Source organism: Bradyrhizobium genosp. SA-3 (genome assembly GCF_004212635.1).
Classification (GTDB): domain Bacteria; phylum Pseudomonadota; class Alphaproteobacteria; order Rhizobiales; family Xanthobacteraceae; genus Bradyrhizobium.
On record NZ_PSRT01000180.1, the window covers coordinates 1 to 13,805 of the forward strand.

Annotated in this window: 14 protein-coding genes; 6 read left to right on the top strand and 8 right to left on the bottom strand. The window is 64.3% G+C overall.

Translation table 11 applies throughout. From position 1 onward, the window contains the following. Window positions 1-9 precede the first annotated feature (9 nt). Window positions 10-771, bottom strand: coding sequence for an ABC transporter permease (locus CWO91_RS37695; protein WP_130220472.1), 762 nt, complete (start codon window positions 769-771; stop codon window positions 10-12). After that, complete coding sequence (locus tag CWO91_RS37700; protein WP_130220473.1) at window positions 768-1,691, bottom strand: ABC transporter ATP-binding protein; 924 nt, start codon at window positions 1,689-1,691, stop codon at window positions 768-770. The genes CWO91_RS37695 and CWO91_RS37700 overlap by 4 nt, the downstream gene beginning before the upstream one ends. 287 nt (window positions 1,692-1,978) lie before the next feature. On the opposite strand from CWO91_RS37700, the gene CWO91_RS37705 reads away from it, so the two are divergent. Continuing rightward, entirely contained in the window at window positions 1,979-2,698 is a 720-nt protein-coding gene (locus CWO91_RS37705) for a hypothetical protein (protein WP_130220474.1), read from the top strand. Window positions 2,699-2,738: 40 nt separating this feature from the next. On the opposite strand, the gene CWO91_RS37710 is transcribed toward CWO91_RS37705, so the two are convergent. Next, entirely contained in the window at window positions 2,739-3,344 is a 606-nt protein-coding gene (locus CWO91_RS37710; RefSeq protein WP_130220475.1) for a TMEM175 family protein, read from the bottom strand. Window positions 3,345-3,357: 13 nt separating this feature from the next. Next, the gene (locus tag CWO91_RS37715) at window positions 3,358-4,209 is read right to left on the bottom strand and encodes an alpha/beta fold hydrolase (protein ID WP_130220476.1); all 852 of its coding nucleotides are present in this window, start codon (window positions 4,207-4,209) and stop codon (window positions 3,358-3,360) included. A gap of 130 nt (window positions 4,210-4,339) precedes the next feature. Between CWO91_RS37715 and CWO91_RS37720 the strand changes: the two genes are divergently transcribed. Then, on the top strand, window positions 4,340-4,960 hold the full coding sequence (locus tag CWO91_RS37720; RefSeq protein WP_130220477.1) for a CGNR zinc finger domain-containing protein: 621 nt from the start codon (window positions 4,340-4,342) through the stop codon (window positions 4,958-4,960). Window positions 4,961-4,987: 27 nt separating this feature from the next. On the opposite strand, the gene CWO91_RS37725 is transcribed toward CWO91_RS37720, so the two are convergent. Beyond that, complete coding sequence (locus CWO91_RS37725) at window positions 4,988-6,166, bottom strand: cytochrome P450 (RefSeq protein WP_130220478.1); 1,179 nt, start codon at window positions 6,164-6,166, stop codon at window positions 4,988-4,990. 13 nt (window positions 6,167-6,179) lie between these two features. Further along, window positions 6,180-7,388: an ABC transporter substrate-binding protein gene (locus tag CWO91_RS37730; RefSeq protein WP_130220479.1), complete on the bottom strand. Its 1,209-nt coding sequence runs from the start codon at window positions 7,386-7,388 to the stop codon at window positions 6,180-6,182. 205 nt (window positions 7,389-7,593) lie between these two features. On the opposite strand from CWO91_RS37730, the gene CWO91_RS37735 reads away from it, so the two are divergent. Beyond that, entirely contained in the window at window positions 7,594-7,980 is a 387-nt protein-coding gene (locus CWO91_RS37735) for a MarR family winged helix-turn-helix transcriptional regulator (protein WP_245471503.1), read from the top strand. A gap of 181 nt (window positions 7,981-8,161) precedes the next feature. Continuing rightward, on the top strand, window positions 8,162-9,100 hold the full coding sequence (locus CWO91_RS37740; protein ID WP_130220481.1) for a LysM peptidoglycan-binding domain-containing protein: 939 nt from the start codon (window positions 8,162-8,164) through the stop codon (window positions 9,098-9,100). Window positions 9,101-9,295: 195 nt separating this feature from the next. On the opposite strand, the gene CWO91_RS37750 is transcribed toward CWO91_RS37740, so the two are convergent. After that, window positions 9,296-10,369 carry a tartrate dehydrogenase gene (locus CWO91_RS37750; RefSeq protein WP_130220482.1) on the bottom strand — a complete coding sequence of 358 codons (1,074 nt, stop codon included), beginning with the start codon at window positions 10,367-10,369 and terminating at the stop codon, window positions 9,296-9,298. A gap of 21 nt (window positions 10,370-10,390) precedes the next feature. After that, window positions 10,391-11,689 carry an MFS transporter gene (locus CWO91_RS37755; protein WP_130220483.1) on the bottom strand — a complete coding sequence of 433 codons (1,299 nt, stop codon included), beginning with the start codon at window positions 11,687-11,689 and terminating at the stop codon, window positions 10,391-10,393. Between the two features lie 304 nt (window positions 11,690-11,993). Here CWO91_RS37755 and CWO91_RS37760 point away from each other — a divergent pair, with 304 nt between their 5' ends. Beyond that, window positions 11,994-12,908, top strand: coding sequence for a LysR family transcriptional regulator (locus tag CWO91_RS37760; RefSeq protein WP_130220484.1), 915 nt, complete (start codon window positions 11,994-11,996; stop codon window positions 12,906-12,908). A 37-nt stretch (window positions 12,909-12,945) separates the two neighbouring features. Further along, window positions 12,946-13,770 (top strand): aspartate dehydrogenase, encoded by an 825-nt coding sequence (locus CWO91_RS37765; protein ID WP_130220485.1) that lies wholly within the window; start codon window positions 12,946-12,948, stop codon window positions 13,768-13,770. Window positions 13,771-13,805: the final 35 nt, after the last annotated feature.

The following is a 13,805-nucleotide window of genomic DNA, read 5'->3' on the forward strand; positions in this document are numbered from 1 at the left end:
GCATCTCTGTCAATTCTTCAGCCGATACCCCGTGCGGAAAATCCACCAGATCACGACCAGGCAGGCCACCAGGAACGCCAGCGTCATGCCGATGCTGACGGCCACGCTCACGTCGGCGATCTCATAGAAGCTCCAGCGGAAGCCCGAGATCAGATAGACGACCGGGTTGAGCAGCGCCACCGTGCGCCAGCCGGCCGGCAGCATATCGATGGAATAAAAGCTGCCGCCGAGGAAGGTCAGCGGCGTCACCACCAGCATCGGGATCATCTGGAGCTTCTCGAAGCCGTCGGCCCAGATGCCGATGATGAAGCCGAACAAGCTGAACGTTACCGCCGTCAGCACCAGGAAGGCCAGCATCCAGACCGGATGATGGATGTGCAGTGGCACGAACAGCCCGGCGGTGGCGAGGATGATGAGGCCAAGAATGATCGACTTGGTCGCGGCCGCGCCGACATAGCCGAGCACGATCTCGAAATAGGAGATCGGCGCCGACAGGATCTCGTAGATCGTTCCGGTGAATTTCGGGAAGTAGATGCCGAACGAGGCATTCGCGATGCTCTGCGTCAGCACCGAGAGCATAATCAGGCCCGGCACAATGAAGGTGCCGTAGCTGACGCCCTCGACCTGGCTGATGCGCGAGCCGATCGCGGCGCCGAACACCACGAAATAGAGCGAGGTCGAGACCACAGGCGAGACGATGCTTTGCAGCAGCGTGCGCCAGGTGCGTGCCATTTCGAACAGATAGATGGCGCGGATGGCGCGGTGATTCATGACGTCCTCACGAGGTCGACGAAGATGTCCTCGAGCGACGATTGCGTCGTGTCGAGATCGTTGAAGCGGATGCCGGCGGTGCGGAGATCGCCGAGCAGGCTGGTTATGCCGGTGCGCTCGCCCTTGGTGTCGTAATCGTAGACCAGCGTCGCGCCGCTGTCGCAGAGGTCGAGCTCGTAGTGCTTGAGGCTGTCCGGCAGCGCATCGAGCTTGCCCTGCAAATGTAGCGTCAGCCGCTTCTTGCCGAGCTTCTGCATCAATGTCGTCTTGTCCTCGACCAGCACGATCTCGCCCTTGTTGATGACGCCGATGCGGTCGGCCATCTCCTCGGCTTCCTCGATGTAGTGCGTGGTGAGGATGATGGTGACGCCGGACTGCTGGAGGGTGCGCACCACCTCCCACATGCCCTTGCGCAGCTCGACGTCGACGCCCGCGGTCGGCTCGTCCAGGAACAGGATCTGCGGCTCGTGCGACAGCGCTTTTGCGATCATCACGCGGCGCTTCATGCCGCCGGAGAGGGTGATGATCTTGTTGTCCTTCTTATCCCAGAGCGAGAGGTCCTTCAGGACCTTCTCGATGTGCGCAGGATTCTTCGGCTTGCCGAACAGGCCGCGGGAGAAGCTCACGGTCGCCCACACGCTCTCGAAAGCGTCGGTGTGCAATTCCTGCGGCACGAGGCCGATGAGAGAGCGTGCCTTGCGGTAGGAGGTCTGGATGTCCTCGCCGCCGACGAGGACGCGGCCCTCGCTCGGATTGGCGATGCCGCAGATGATGGAGATCAGCGTGGTCTTGCCCGCGCCGTTCGGCCCGAGCAGCGCAAAAATCTCGCCGCGCTTGATGTCGAGATTGACGTTCTTGAGCGCCTTGAAGCCGGACGCATAGGTCTTCGACAGATTGGCGACGGAAATGATGGAGGACATGATGGCCGCAAGGCTAGGGGCAAAAGCTGGGGGAGGGAGGCTGGAACCTGCCGCGAAGGCGGGTCAGCGGAGCCCTGAGATAGGAACGCCCTTGCCGGGCCGCAATTCCCCGGAGAAAAATGGTCTCAAAACCGGCCCTTCGGTGGCAGATTTCAGGCAAGTGTTGCGCGATGGTCACGGCTTGCGGCTAAGATTGTCGCTCACGCGGCTCTTTGTTGCGTCTGCGAGCATGCCGTGGCTACGATTCCGGCCAATCGCGAAGCGTATTGTCCCCAGGGAAAACATCGATGAGACCGAACGGCCGTCACACCGCCGGCGCCAGCCAGTTGTCCGCCCTCCGTGTGTGGGCGATGGCCCTGCTCCTGCTGTCAGTTGTTGCCATCAGCCCGACCGGTGCCAAGGCCGCGCCGAGCCAGGCCGCGACAGCGACCACGCATGTCTACCTGCTCCGGGGCGTGCTCAACATCTTCTCGCTTGGGCTCGACACGATCGGCGCCCGGCTCCAGGCGCAGGGCATCCCGGTGACCGTCGCCAATTTCGTCTCCTGGTCCTCGCTCGCCGATGAAGCCGCGACCGCCTACAAGGCCGGTCGCCTCAAGACCATCATTCTGGTCGGCCATTCCTCCGGCGCGACCGCGCTGCCGGACATGATCGCCAAGCTCAACCAGCTCGGCGTTCCCGTAAAGCTCGCGATCGGCCTCGACTCCGTGTTCAAGACCAAGCTGTCGACCGGCGCCGAGCGTTACATCAACATCTATATCGGCGATGGTCCCGGCGAGCCGGTGCGGGCTGCCGCTGGCCTGCGCGGCAAGCTCGACAATGTCGACGTGCGCGGCACCGGCGTCGGCCATATCTCGATCGACAAGAACGAGGCGATCCAGCGTCGCGTCATCGCCGAGATCGACGCCGCGATCATGCGCTCGCGCGCCCCGGCAGCTCCAGTCGCCCAACCCGGCACACCCGGGCCGGCGCGCTCGGCGGCCGCAGCGGCTCCGGCGCGAAATTAACGATTTCCGCAGGCGTTGTGGCAATCGCCGCGGCGCTGGCTCACTGGGACTTGTCCGGCGTGCCGTCCTCGGCACCCGGTGCCTCCGGTCTCAAATAGACGATCAGGCAGCAGCAACACATCGCAAGCCCGGCGATGGGGAAGCGCAAGGCGACCACGGCCGCGAGCGCGAAGACGCCGAGGGTCACGATCGAGCGGACGCGCATGATCTTGCGCTCCCGCGGCGGGACCTCGCTGTCCGGCGCTCGTCCGACGAGATCCCAGATCAGCGCGACATAGGTCGCGTTCACCAGGAAGAACACCGCGGCATAGAACGCGACCGGCTGCGGTGCGAGCTCGCTCACCGCCATCCAGGCGGTGGAGAGCGGCAGCAGCGACACCGAGAAAAGATGCGCGAAGTTGAACCACATCAGTCGCGGCGTCGCTTCGCTCGCATAGCGCATCAGATGGTGATGATTGGCCCAGACGATCGCGATGAACACGTAGCTGACGGCATAAGAGAGCCACGTCGGCCATAGCGCCAGCAATGCCGCAAAGGTCGGGATTTCCGGCGGACGAAGCTCCAGCACGAGCACCGTAATCAGGACCGCGAACACGCCGTCCGAAAATGCGCTGAGCCGTTCCGGAGATCGTCTCGCATGGGCCATGGCGACAGCTCCGCTATTTCAGGAATGCGCGAATGCTTTCCGCGATCTCCTTCGCATGGGTTTCCAGCGCAAAATGGCCGGTGTCGAAGAATTGCACCACCGCATTGGGGTTGTCGCGCTTGAATGCCTCGGCGCCGGGCGGGATGAAGAAGGGATCGTTCTTGCCCCAGGCCGCCAGGAACGGAGGCTTGTGAGTGCGGAAATAGCTTTGGAATGACGGATAGAGTGCGACGTTGCTCTTGTAGTCGCCGAACAGATCGAGCTGCACCTCGTCGGCGCCGGGGCGCGCGAGATAGAAATTGTCGAGGTTCTGGCCGTCCGGCGACACCAAAGCCGGATCGGGAACGCCATGCGTGTACTGCCAGCGCGTGGCCTCCGGCGTGAGCAAGGCGCGCAGCGCCTCGCGATTGGCCGGTGAAGGGTCTTGCCAATAGGCCTTGATCGGAGTCCAGCCTTCGCTGAGGCCATCCTCATAGGCGTTGCCGTTCTGCGAGATGATGGCCGTGATCCGCTCGGGACGGCTGAGTGCCAGCCGAAAGCCCGTCGGCGCGCCATAGTCGAACACATAGATTGCGAAGCGACCGAAGCCGATCTCTTCGGTGAAGCGCTCGATCACGCGCGTGACGTTGTCGAAGGTGTAGCGGAAGGTATCGCGTGCGGGCATATCGGACTGGCCGAACCCGGGAAGGTCCGGCGCCACGATGTGAAACCGGTCTGCGAGCAGCGGGATGAGGTCGCGGAACATGTGTCCCGCGCTCGGGAAGCCGTGCAGCAGGAGGAGCTTCGGCGCGCCGACGGGGCCGGCCTCGCGATAGAACACCTTGAAGCCGTCGACCTCTGCGGTGCGGTAGGTGGTCGGGGTCATGGCTGGTCTCCATTGCCGTTCGTAACCAATTAAGATGGGATTTAGAGGTTACTTATCCGAGACGTAACTTGTCAATGACATTTTTAGAGGTTACTTAAATCGCAGCTTTCGGACCGGACAGGGACCGCTCATGGACAGACCGCCCGCCATGTTCATCGCCGACTCGCTCGGCCTTGATTTCCTCAACTCGGTGGCGACACCGGTCGATACGCCGGTCGATTGGCTCGACGATGGCGAGGGTCTGGTCGACTGGCTGGCACAGGCGAAGCTGGTGCCGGCCAATGAGCTGCGTGCGCTGAAGGCGCGCGCGACGCCGGGCGAGCTCGACAAGGTCGCCGGTCAGGCCCGTGCCTTACGTGAGTGGTTTCGCGGTTTCGTTCAGGCGCATGCCGGCCGGCCGCTCACTGCGAAGGCGTTGCATGAGCTTGGCCCACTGAACGGCGTCTTGGAGCGCGATGAGGCGTTCAGGCAGATCGTGCCGCGCAACGGTGAGCAGGGTGACGGTCTTGCGCTGCTGAGGATGCGGCGCTGGCGATCACCCGAATCCCTGCTGCTGCCGATCGGGGAAGCCTTGGCGAAATTCGTCTGCGAGGAGGATTTTTCCGACGTGAAGGCATGCGAGGGTCATAACTGCACGATGCTGTTCGCCGACCACACCCGGAGGCGCGCGCGGCGATGGTGCACAATGGCGATCTGCGGCAATCGGGCCAAGCAGGCCGCACACCGCAGCCGGCGCAAGAGCCGGCAGTGACTGACCGCGGCGCTACATGCGACGCAGTCAGGCCGCCGCGACGCGAACCGGCATGCTCGCAAGGCCGCGCAGGGAATTGTTGAGCCTGCGCTTTGGCTCCGCCGTGAGCTCGATGGTCTTCACGCGCCTTGCAAGCTCGCTGAAGATCAGTTCGCCTTCCAGACGCGCGATCATCTGGCCGACGCAGGCGTGAATGCCGGCGCCGAAGCCGACATGCCCGGTCGCAACCCGTTCCACCTCGAAGCGGTCCGGCTTGTCCCACCGTGCGGGATCGCGGTTGGCGGAGGCCATGAACAGCAGCACCTTGCGATGCGCGGGAATCACGCCGCCGCCGATCTCGACGTCGCGCGAGGTGGTGCGAAAGAACGTCTGCACCGGTGAATCGTAGCGCAGGCCTTCCTCGAAAGCGTTGCGCGCCAGTTCCGGTTTGTGATGCAGCTTGGAATATTCATCCGGATGGGTTGCGAGCGCGAGCAGGGTGTTGCCGATGCCGTTGACGGTGGTGTCGATCCCAGCAGTGAGGAACGGCCGCACCAGATGCGTTGCCTCATGCTCGGTGATCTCACTCTCGTCGGCCGCCTGGTAGATCATCATGCCGAGCCCGTCGGGCCGTAGCGCATCGCGCGCGCAGCATTCCATGATCCAACTCTGGGCCGCGAGACCTGCCTTGCGCGATGCGGCCAGCATCTCGTTGTCAGGGCCAAAGCTGTCGAACACGAACGTGCTCCAGGCCAATAGCTTCTCACGGCCGTCCGGCCGGATGCCGATCGCATCTGGAAACACCTTCATCGGATAGGCTTCGGCAAGATCGGTCACGGCATCGAATGTGCCTCTGTCGATCAGCTGCGACACTTTCTTCTCTGCTTCCCGCTGAAACGTCTCGCGCAGCTTCCTTGCGACGCCCGGCGACAGCGTGCGGCCGAGAACCCGGCGGCCTTTATCATGGTCGGGAGGATCGATCTGCAGCGTCAGCGGCTTCGGCAGCGCCGGGTTCATCCCGTTGAGCCCGACGCCCTCGCCACTGATGAACGTCTTCCAGTCTTTCAGGGCCGGCTCCACTTCGGCATAGCCTGCCATCGCCCACACGCCGTAGCGCTCCAGCGCGAACGCAGGCCCGAGCGCGCGCAGCGCCTCATAGGCAGTATAGGGGTCCATCAGGAAGTCAGGTGCAAACGGGTCAACCGGACTGGAGACGATGCCGCTCATGCTCAGCCCCGCTTCATTGCTTGCTGAGCGGGCACTGGCCTTCGCTCTCGGAGCGGAACGCGTCCTCGCCCTTGACGGTGGCGACCACCTTCAGCAGATCCCAGGCTGAGGTCGACTCGTCGGGAGCCTTGACCTGCAAGAGGTAGAGCGGATGGATCTTGCGTCCGTCCTTGCGGATGTAGCCCTTGCCGAACAGCGCATCGTCGGTCGGCATCTGCTTCATCGTCGCCGCCACTGCCTTACCGTCCTTGGCGCCGCCGGCCTTGTCGACCGCCTTGAGATAATGAATGACCGAGGCATAGACGCCGGCCTGCATGTCGTTCGGATAGGCCTTCGAGGGAATGCGTTCGGCGAAACGTTTCGCGAAAGCGCGCGTGCCGTCGTTCAGATCCCAGTAGAACGGGTTCATGATCTGAGCGCCCTGCGCAAATTTCAGTCCGAGCGCGGGCAGGCCGTTCATGCCCAGGATCAGTCCGGCCAGCTTGTGGTCCTTGGTCAGCCCGAATTCGGCAGCCTGCTTCATCGATGTGATGGTGTCGTCTCCGGCATTGGCGAAGCCGATGACGTTCGCGCCTGACGCCTGGGCCTGGAGCAGGAAGGAGGCGTAGTCGGCCGTTCCCAGCGGATGCCGCACGCTGCCGAGCACCTCGCCGCCGGACGCTTTCACGGCCTCCGCCGCCTGCTTCTCCAGATCATGGCCGAAGGCATAGTCGGCGGTGATGAAGAACCACTTCTTGCCACCCTGCTGCACGATCGCCTTGCCGAGGCCGCGCCCATAGGCATAGGTGTCGTAGGTCCAGTGCACGGTGTTTGGCGTGCATTTCTCGCCGGTCAGGAGCACCGTTCCGGCGCCCGATCCGACGAAGACCTTGTTCTTCTCGGCGCTCATGCCGGCGACAGCGAGCGCGATCGACGAGTTCGGAATGTCGAAGATCGCATCGACGCCGTCGTTCTCGTACCAGCGCCTGGCGATGCCGATGCCGATGTCGGTCTTGTTCTGGTGATCCGCCGCGATGACTTCGACCGGCTTGCCTGCGGCCTTTCCGCCATAGTCTTCGACCGCCATCTTGGCGGCGATGACCGAGCCGATGCCCTGATAGCTCGCGAACGGACCCGATTGGTCGTTCAGGATGCCGATCTTCACGACGTCCTGGGCGAATGCCGGTGCGGCCGTCAGCATCGCGGCCAACATGCATAATTTATGCAGGAATTTGCTGTTCATTGTCTCCCTCCCATGTGCGGTCTTGGTGCCGCTGAATAATAGTTATATTTTATAGCTATTTTTGAGAGTGTCAATTCGGCTGGCTTTTGGCCGCCGCCGCGGATTGAGGATCATGAGCTCGAAAGCGTTACGACCCGGAGCGAAGTCCACTCAGCAAACGGAGACATCGCTGGATCTGCGCGCACTCCAGCGGACACCCGGCTTCATGTTGCGCCTTGCCCAGCTGAAGTTCTTCGAAGGCTTCTACGAGGAGTTCGCCGCATTGGGCCTGACGCCCGCGACCTATGCGATCTTCGTCGTCATTCGCGACAATCCGGGCGTTCCCCCCAGCAGCCTTGCCAGCCTGCTCCGCCTGCGCCTGCCGAACCTGATCAAGATCCTGAACGAGCTCGAATCGTCCGGTTTCATCAAGCGCAACCGCTCGAAGTCCGATCGCCGCGCCGTCGAGCTGATGCTGACGCCAAAGGGCGCAAAGCTCATTGCCGAGGGGGCGAGGCTGACGCAGCCCTACAATGAAAGGATGCTGGCGCCGCTCAGCGAGGCCGAGCAGCGCATGCTGCTTGACCTGCTGAATCGGATTCTGCCGCTCTAACCCTTCGCTGGGACGACCTGAGGCCGATCGTCGCAAAGCTGTCATCTCCCGCCGAGGCGCGGCAGCTCGACCGCTTTCCGAGGGGCCGCGGCCGGTTCCGTGCCCCAAAATCCACCCAATCGGTGGTCACTAAGCCCGGCGGGGGAGGCCACTGCCTCCCCGTGGCGGGACTGCTGGACGGATGATTCATGTGAGGCGACTAGTCGTGCTGGCAGCGGTTGCGCTGCTCGCCTTGAGCAGCGGCATGGCCGCGGCCTCACCGGCCAAATCCAAGACCACTGCGGCCGTCCCCGCCGCGCCGCCGCCTCCGCCGTTCGAGCCATTGCCGCCGCCGAAGGTCTATCTGTTCCGCGGCGCCATGGGGCCGATCTTCTCGACCGGCATGGACCGGCTCGGCGAGAAGCTGACGCAGGCCGGCTTCTCCGCCGACGTCTACGAATTCACCCTGTGCCGGCTGATCGGCAACCGCGTCATCGCCAGCTACAAGGAGAAGGCGGCACCGATCGTGCTGATCGGGCACTCCATGGGCGGTCTGTGCTCGATCGTCATCTCCGAGATGGCGGCCAAGGAGAACATCCCGATCAGCCTCGTCATCGCCATCGATCCCGCGCATGCGACCGGCGACGTGCCGCTCAATGTCGAGCGTTTCATCAACATCTTCCTGTCCGATAGCGTGCTCGGCGGCGGCGACGTCGTGGCCGTGCCCGGTTTTCGCGGCCATTATGCCAGCTATGATCTGAAGGAGAACGCGCGCGTCTCGCACATCAACATCGAGAAGTCGGACGACATCCATCGCCAGATCGTCGAGATGGTGACGCAGTTGCCGCGCATCCCACCGCAGACCCAGGCCGATGCCGTGCCGCTGCGCTATCTCGTGCCTGCCGATACGCTGGTCGAATTGTGGGACAGCGGCGTTCGGCTGCCGGTTCGTCGCGGCGACACCATGGAGAGCATCGCCGCCGCCAACCGCGTGCCGCTGTGGTCGCTCGCGCAGAGCAATTCGCTTGCAGAGAACGCGCAGCTCACCCCCGGCCAGACCATCATCGTCCCGCGCCATCTGACACCGCCGGAGCCGGCCGCAGCGATGGCGATGCCGCCGGTGCCGACCGGGCGGAGGTAGGGCTTCTAATCGTAGTCACGAAGGCGGTGCGCTCCCTCCCCTGCTTGCGGGGGAGGGTTGGGGAGAGGGGGGCTCCACAAGCGAGACCCCCCGAGAAGAGAGAGCCCTCACCCGCGCCTTCGGCGCGACCTCTCCCGCAAGCGGGAGAGGTGCAGGGAGCCAGCGGCAAGACTAGTCTCAATAGCGGCAACGACCTCACACATTCGACCCGTGGATCGCGTCGATCACGGCATCCGTCACTTCCTTCGTCGTCGCCTTGCCGCCGACATCGGGCGTCAGCACGCCAGCTGCGCAAACGCGCTCGACCGCCGCCATCAACCTTCCAGCCGCGTCCTTCTCGCCGAGATGCTCGAGCATCTGCGCGCCGGTCCAGAACGTTGCAACCGGGTTGGCGATGCCCTTGCCGGTGATGTCGAAGGCCGAGCCGTGGATCGGCTCGAACATCGAGGGGAAGCGGCGCTGCGGATCGATGTTGCCGGTCGGCGCGACGCCGAGGCTTCCGGCGAGCGCGCCGGCGAGATCGGAGAGAATGTCGGCGTGCAGATTGGTCGCCACGATCGTGTCGAGGCTCTTCGGATGCAGCGTCATGCGCACCGTCATGGCGTCGACCAGCATCTTGTCCCAGCTGACGTCGGGAAAATCAGCGGCGACCTCGGCCGCGATCTCGTCCCACATCACCATGCCATGGCGCTGCGCGTTCGACTTGGTCACGACCGTGAGCAGCTTGCGCGGGCGCGATTGTGCGAGCTGGAACGCATAGCGCATGATGCGGGTGACGCCGACGCGGGTGAACACCGCGACTTCCGTGCCGACCTCTTCCGGCAGGCCCTTGTGGGCGCGACCGCCCATGCCGGCATATTCGCCTTCCGAATTCTCGCGCACGATCACCCAGTCGAGATCGCCGACGCCGACATTGCGCAGCGGCGAGGCGACGCCCGGTAAGATTTTGGTCGGCCGCACGTTGGCGTATTGGTCAAAGCCCTGGCAGATCGGCAGGCGCAGTCCCCACAGCGTGATGTGGTCGGGCACGTCGGGCGCACCGACCGCGCCGAAATAGATCGCGTCGAATTTCTTCAGCTCGGTGAGCCCATCGGCCGGCATCATCACGCCGTGCTTCTTGTAATAGTCCGAGCCCCAGTCGAACGTTTTGACGTTGAAGGCGATATCGCCGCTGCGTTTTGCCAGCGCCTCCAGCACGCGGATTCCGGCCGAAATGACCTCGGGACCGATGCCGTCGGCGGGAATGGCTGCGATCGAATGGGTGCGCATGAGAATGCTCCGTTTGAGAGATCAGTTAGATTGCGGGACGGGTTCGACGGGCGCGGTTTGTGCGCGCGACAATAGCAGGGTGAGGACCGCAGAGAGAACGAGCAGGCCGGCGACGAAGTAAAGCCCGCCAATGAAGCTGCCGGTCTGGTCCTTGATCCAGCCGATCATCGCCGGACCGACGAAGCCGCCGAGATTGCCGATCGAGTTGATGGTGGCGATGCCGGCCGCGGCCGCGGGTCCGGACAGGAACAGCGTCGGCATGCTCCAGAGCGGTGGTTTTGCCGAGGAGATGCCGATATTGACCAGCGTCAGCGCGACCAGCACCGCGACGATGCCGGTCGCAAGGCCGGCATAGGCGAGACCCGCGGCGGCGATCAGGCAGGCCCACACGACGTGCCATGTGCGCTCGCCGGTGCGGTCCGAATGCCGCGCCCACAGGATCATGGCGATGACGGCGGCCGTTGCCGGCAGCGCATTGAGAAAGCCGACCTGAAGCGAGGATAGGCCAAACTGCTTGATGATCTGCGGCGCCCAGACGCCGAGCGTATAGAGGCCGGCCGAAGTGCCGAAATAGATCAGCGACAACGCCAGCACGCGGGGATCGGCGAGCCCGCGCCAGATGCTGTGGCTCGCGGTCGCGGCCTTGCTGGTGGTCTCGACGTTCATGGTCTCGACCAGCCAGCGCCGCTCGTCCTCGGCAAGCCATTTCGCCTTCTCGGGGCGGTCGGTCAGAAAGCCCAGCACGACGAAGCCGAGCAGCACGGCCGGCAGCGCCTCCAGCACGAACAGCCATTGCCAGCCGTTGAAGCCGAGCATTCCGTCCATCTCCAGCAGTGCACCTGAGATCGGCGAGCCCAGCACGGTCGAGAGCGGCGCGGCCGCCATGAACAGCGCCGTCACCGCGGCGCGCTGGCGCGCCGGGAACCAGTAGGAGAGGTAGAGGATGATGCCGGGAAAGAACCCGGCTTCGGCGACGCCAAGCAGGAAGCGCAGCACGTAGAAGCTGGTCGGCCCTTGCACGAACGCCATCGCGGCCGAGACCAGGCCCCAGGTGATCATCACCCGTGCGATCCAGATCCGCGCGCCGATCTTGTGCAGGATGATGTTGGAGGGCACCTCGAACAGGAAATAGCCCCAGAAGAAGATGCCGGCACCGAAGCCATAGACCGCGGGCGACAGGCCGATGTCCTTGTTCATCGTCAGCGACGCGAAGCCGATATTGACGCGGTCGATGAAGGCCACGAAGTACAGCAACATGATGAAGGGAACGATGCGCAAGGTGATCTTGCGCAGCACGCGCGTCTGAATCTCGCTCGCCACCCTGGCCTCCTGCAATCCCGATTTATCGTTGTGTTGGCGGGCCGGAAGGCCCATGCCGGCGACCAGCCTAGGCGAGGGCAAGCAGCAGACTCAATTGGCGCTGGTTTATACAAAAAAATGATATAATCCTGGCTGGACAACTGCATGCGAGTAAGCGTCGGGCGCACCGAAGCTTCCTCGGCGTCATGGCCGGACTTGTCCCGGCCATCCACGCCTTGCGGTACGGTCCAAAGAACGTGGATGCCCGGGACAAGCCCGGGCATGACGACCTCGTGTAAATCCGGCGAGACGAGAGGACCGGCGAATGGAATTGCATCAGCTGCGATGCTTCGTGGCGGCGGCCGAACAGCTGCATTTCGGCCGCGCGGCGCAGCAGCTCCAGATGCTGCCCTCCGCGCTCGGCCGCCAAATCAGGCTGCTGGAGGAGGATCTGGGCACGCGGCTGTTCGCGCGGACGACGCGCGCGGTGTCGCTCACCGAGGACGGCGCGACGCTGCTGCGCGATGCCCGCGCCATCCTTGCCCGGGTCGAGGCTGTCGAGAGCAATTTGCGCAACCGCTCACGCGCAGGCGCGCGGCGGCTGCGGGTCGGCGCCATCGACAGCGCGGCGGCGGGATTGCTGCCGCCGCTGCTGCGTGATTTCCGCGACAAGCATCCTGACATCGCGGTGCAGCTCCTCGAAGACAAGACGATCCGGCTGCTGCCGAAGATCCTGAGCGGTGCCCTCGATCTCGCCTTCGTTCGCCCTCCCGACAATGCGGACAAGCGGCTAGAATTCCGCGATCTGCTCCAGGAGACGGCGATCGTGGCGTTCCCGCAGCGGCATCCGCTGGCCAAAAGGACGTCGATCAGGCTGGCTGACATCGCCGACGAGGCGATGCTGGTGCCGGACCGCTGCTCGCGGCCGCACAGCCACGACCTCACGATGAAGCTGTTCGAGCAGGCCGGATTAACGCCGCGCGTGGTGCAGGTTGCCGACGAGAAGCAGACCATCATCAACCTGGTCGCAACCCGGCTCGGCGTTGCGATCGTGCCGCGCTGGACCGCGCGGATGGCGGTGTCGGGCGTACGCTTCGTGCCGCTCCGGCCGAAGCAGAGCGGTCCCGTCGGCCGCTTGCCGCTTGCGGCGGCCTGGCTGCGCGGCTCGCGTGATCCGGCCCGGGACGCCATGCTGGCGGTGCTGGATGCGCGCCTGCGCAGCTATGCGCGGGAGGCCTGAGACGCTATGACTGAAGCTCGGATCAAAGGTGGGTGCGATGGCTGAACAGAGAGCGTCGAGCGAGTTGCGGGTTGCCATTGCGGGATTGGGCTCGATCGGCACCAAGATCGCGACCGCGCTCGACCGGGGCATCGAAGGCCTGACGCTGTCTGCGGTGGCCGTGCGCGATCCCGCCAAGCATCAGGCGTTTCTCGGCAGCCTGCGTCGCTCGCCGCGGGTCTTGCCGATCGACCAGCTCGGCGAAGTCGCCGACATCGTGGTGGAATGCGCGCCAAGCCGGCATCTGCGCGAGATCGTCGAGCCCGCGGTCAGGCATGGCAAGGCCGCGGTCGTGGTCAGCGTCGGCGGGCTGCTCGACAATTTCGATCTCGTCGATCTTGCCCGTGCCAATGGCGGCCGCATCATCGTGCCGACCGGCGCGCTGATCGGGCTCGATGCCGTCAACGCCGCCGCAATCGGCACCATTCATTCGGTGAAGATGGTGACGCGCAAGCCGATCGACGGCTTGAAGGGCGCGCCGTTCATCGTCGAGAACAACATCGATATCGACAAGCTGCGCGAGCCGCTCAAGCTGTTCGAAGGCACGGCGCGCGAGGCCGCAAGAGGCTTCCCGGCTAATCTCAACGTCGCGGTGGCGCTGTCGCTTGCGGGCGTCGGGCCCGACCGCACGCAGGTGCAGATCTATGCCGATCCGACCGTGACGCGCAACGTTCATCGCATCGAGGTCGAGGCGGATTCGGCCCGCTTCTCGATGTCCATCGAGAACGTCCCGTCCGAAAATCCCAAGACCGGGCTGATCACGGCGCTCTCCGTGATCGCGCTGCTGCGCAAGCAGCGCGCCACGCTTTGCGTTGGGACGTGATGGGTTGAGGCTCGATTAGCCTGAACGGCGGTGCG

Coding starts and splice junctions, on each gene's coding strand:
- CWO91_RS37715 (WP_130220476.1), bottom strand. CDS start 4,209: ATGACCCCGACCACCTACCGCACCGCAGAGGTCGACGGCTTCAAGGTG.
- CWO91_RS37735 (WP_245471503.1), top strand. CDS start 7,594: ATGTTGCGCCTTGCCCAGCTGAAGTTCTTCGAAGGCTTCTACGAGGAG.
- CWO91_RS37760 (WP_130220484.1), top strand. CDS start 11,994: ATGGAATTGCATCAGCTGCGATGCTTCGTGGCGGCGGCCGAACAGCTG.
- CWO91_RS37765 (WP_130220485.1), top strand. CDS start 12,946: ATGGCTGAACAGAGAGCGTCGAGCGAGTTGCGGGTTGCCATTGCGGGA.
- CWO91_RS37720 (WP_130220477.1), top strand. CDS start 4,340: ATGGACAGACCGCCCGCCATGTTCATCGCCGACTCGCTCGGCCTTGAT.
- CWO91_RS37725 (WP_130220478.1), bottom strand. CDS start 6,166: ATGAGCGGCATCGTCTCCAGTCCGGTTGACCCGTTTGCACCTGACTTC.
- CWO91_RS37705 (WP_130220474.1), top strand. CDS start 1,979: ATGAGACCGAACGGCCGTCACACCGCCGGCGCCAGCCAGTTGTCCGCC.
- CWO91_RS37695 (WP_130220472.1), bottom strand. CDS start 771: ATGAATCACCGCGCCATCCGCGCCATCTATCTGTTCGAAATGGCACGC.
- CWO91_RS37700 (WP_130220473.1), bottom strand. CDS start 1,691: ATGTCCTCCATCATTTCCGTCGCCAATCTGTCGAAGACCTATGCGTCC.
- CWO91_RS37730 (WP_130220479.1), bottom strand. CDS start 7,388: ATGAACAGCAAATTCCTGCATAAATTATGCATGTTGGCCGCGATGCTG.
- CWO91_RS37750 (WP_130220482.1), bottom strand. CDS start 10,369: ATGCGCACCCATTCGATCGCAGCCATTCCCGCCGACGGCATCGGTCCC.
- CWO91_RS37710 (WP_130220475.1), bottom strand. CDS start 3,344: ATGGCCCATGCGAGACGATCTCCGGAACGGCTCAGCGCATTTTCGGAC.
- CWO91_RS37740 (WP_130220481.1), top strand. CDS start 8,162: ATGATTCATGTGAGGCGACTAGTCGTGCTGGCAGCGGTTGCGCTGCTC.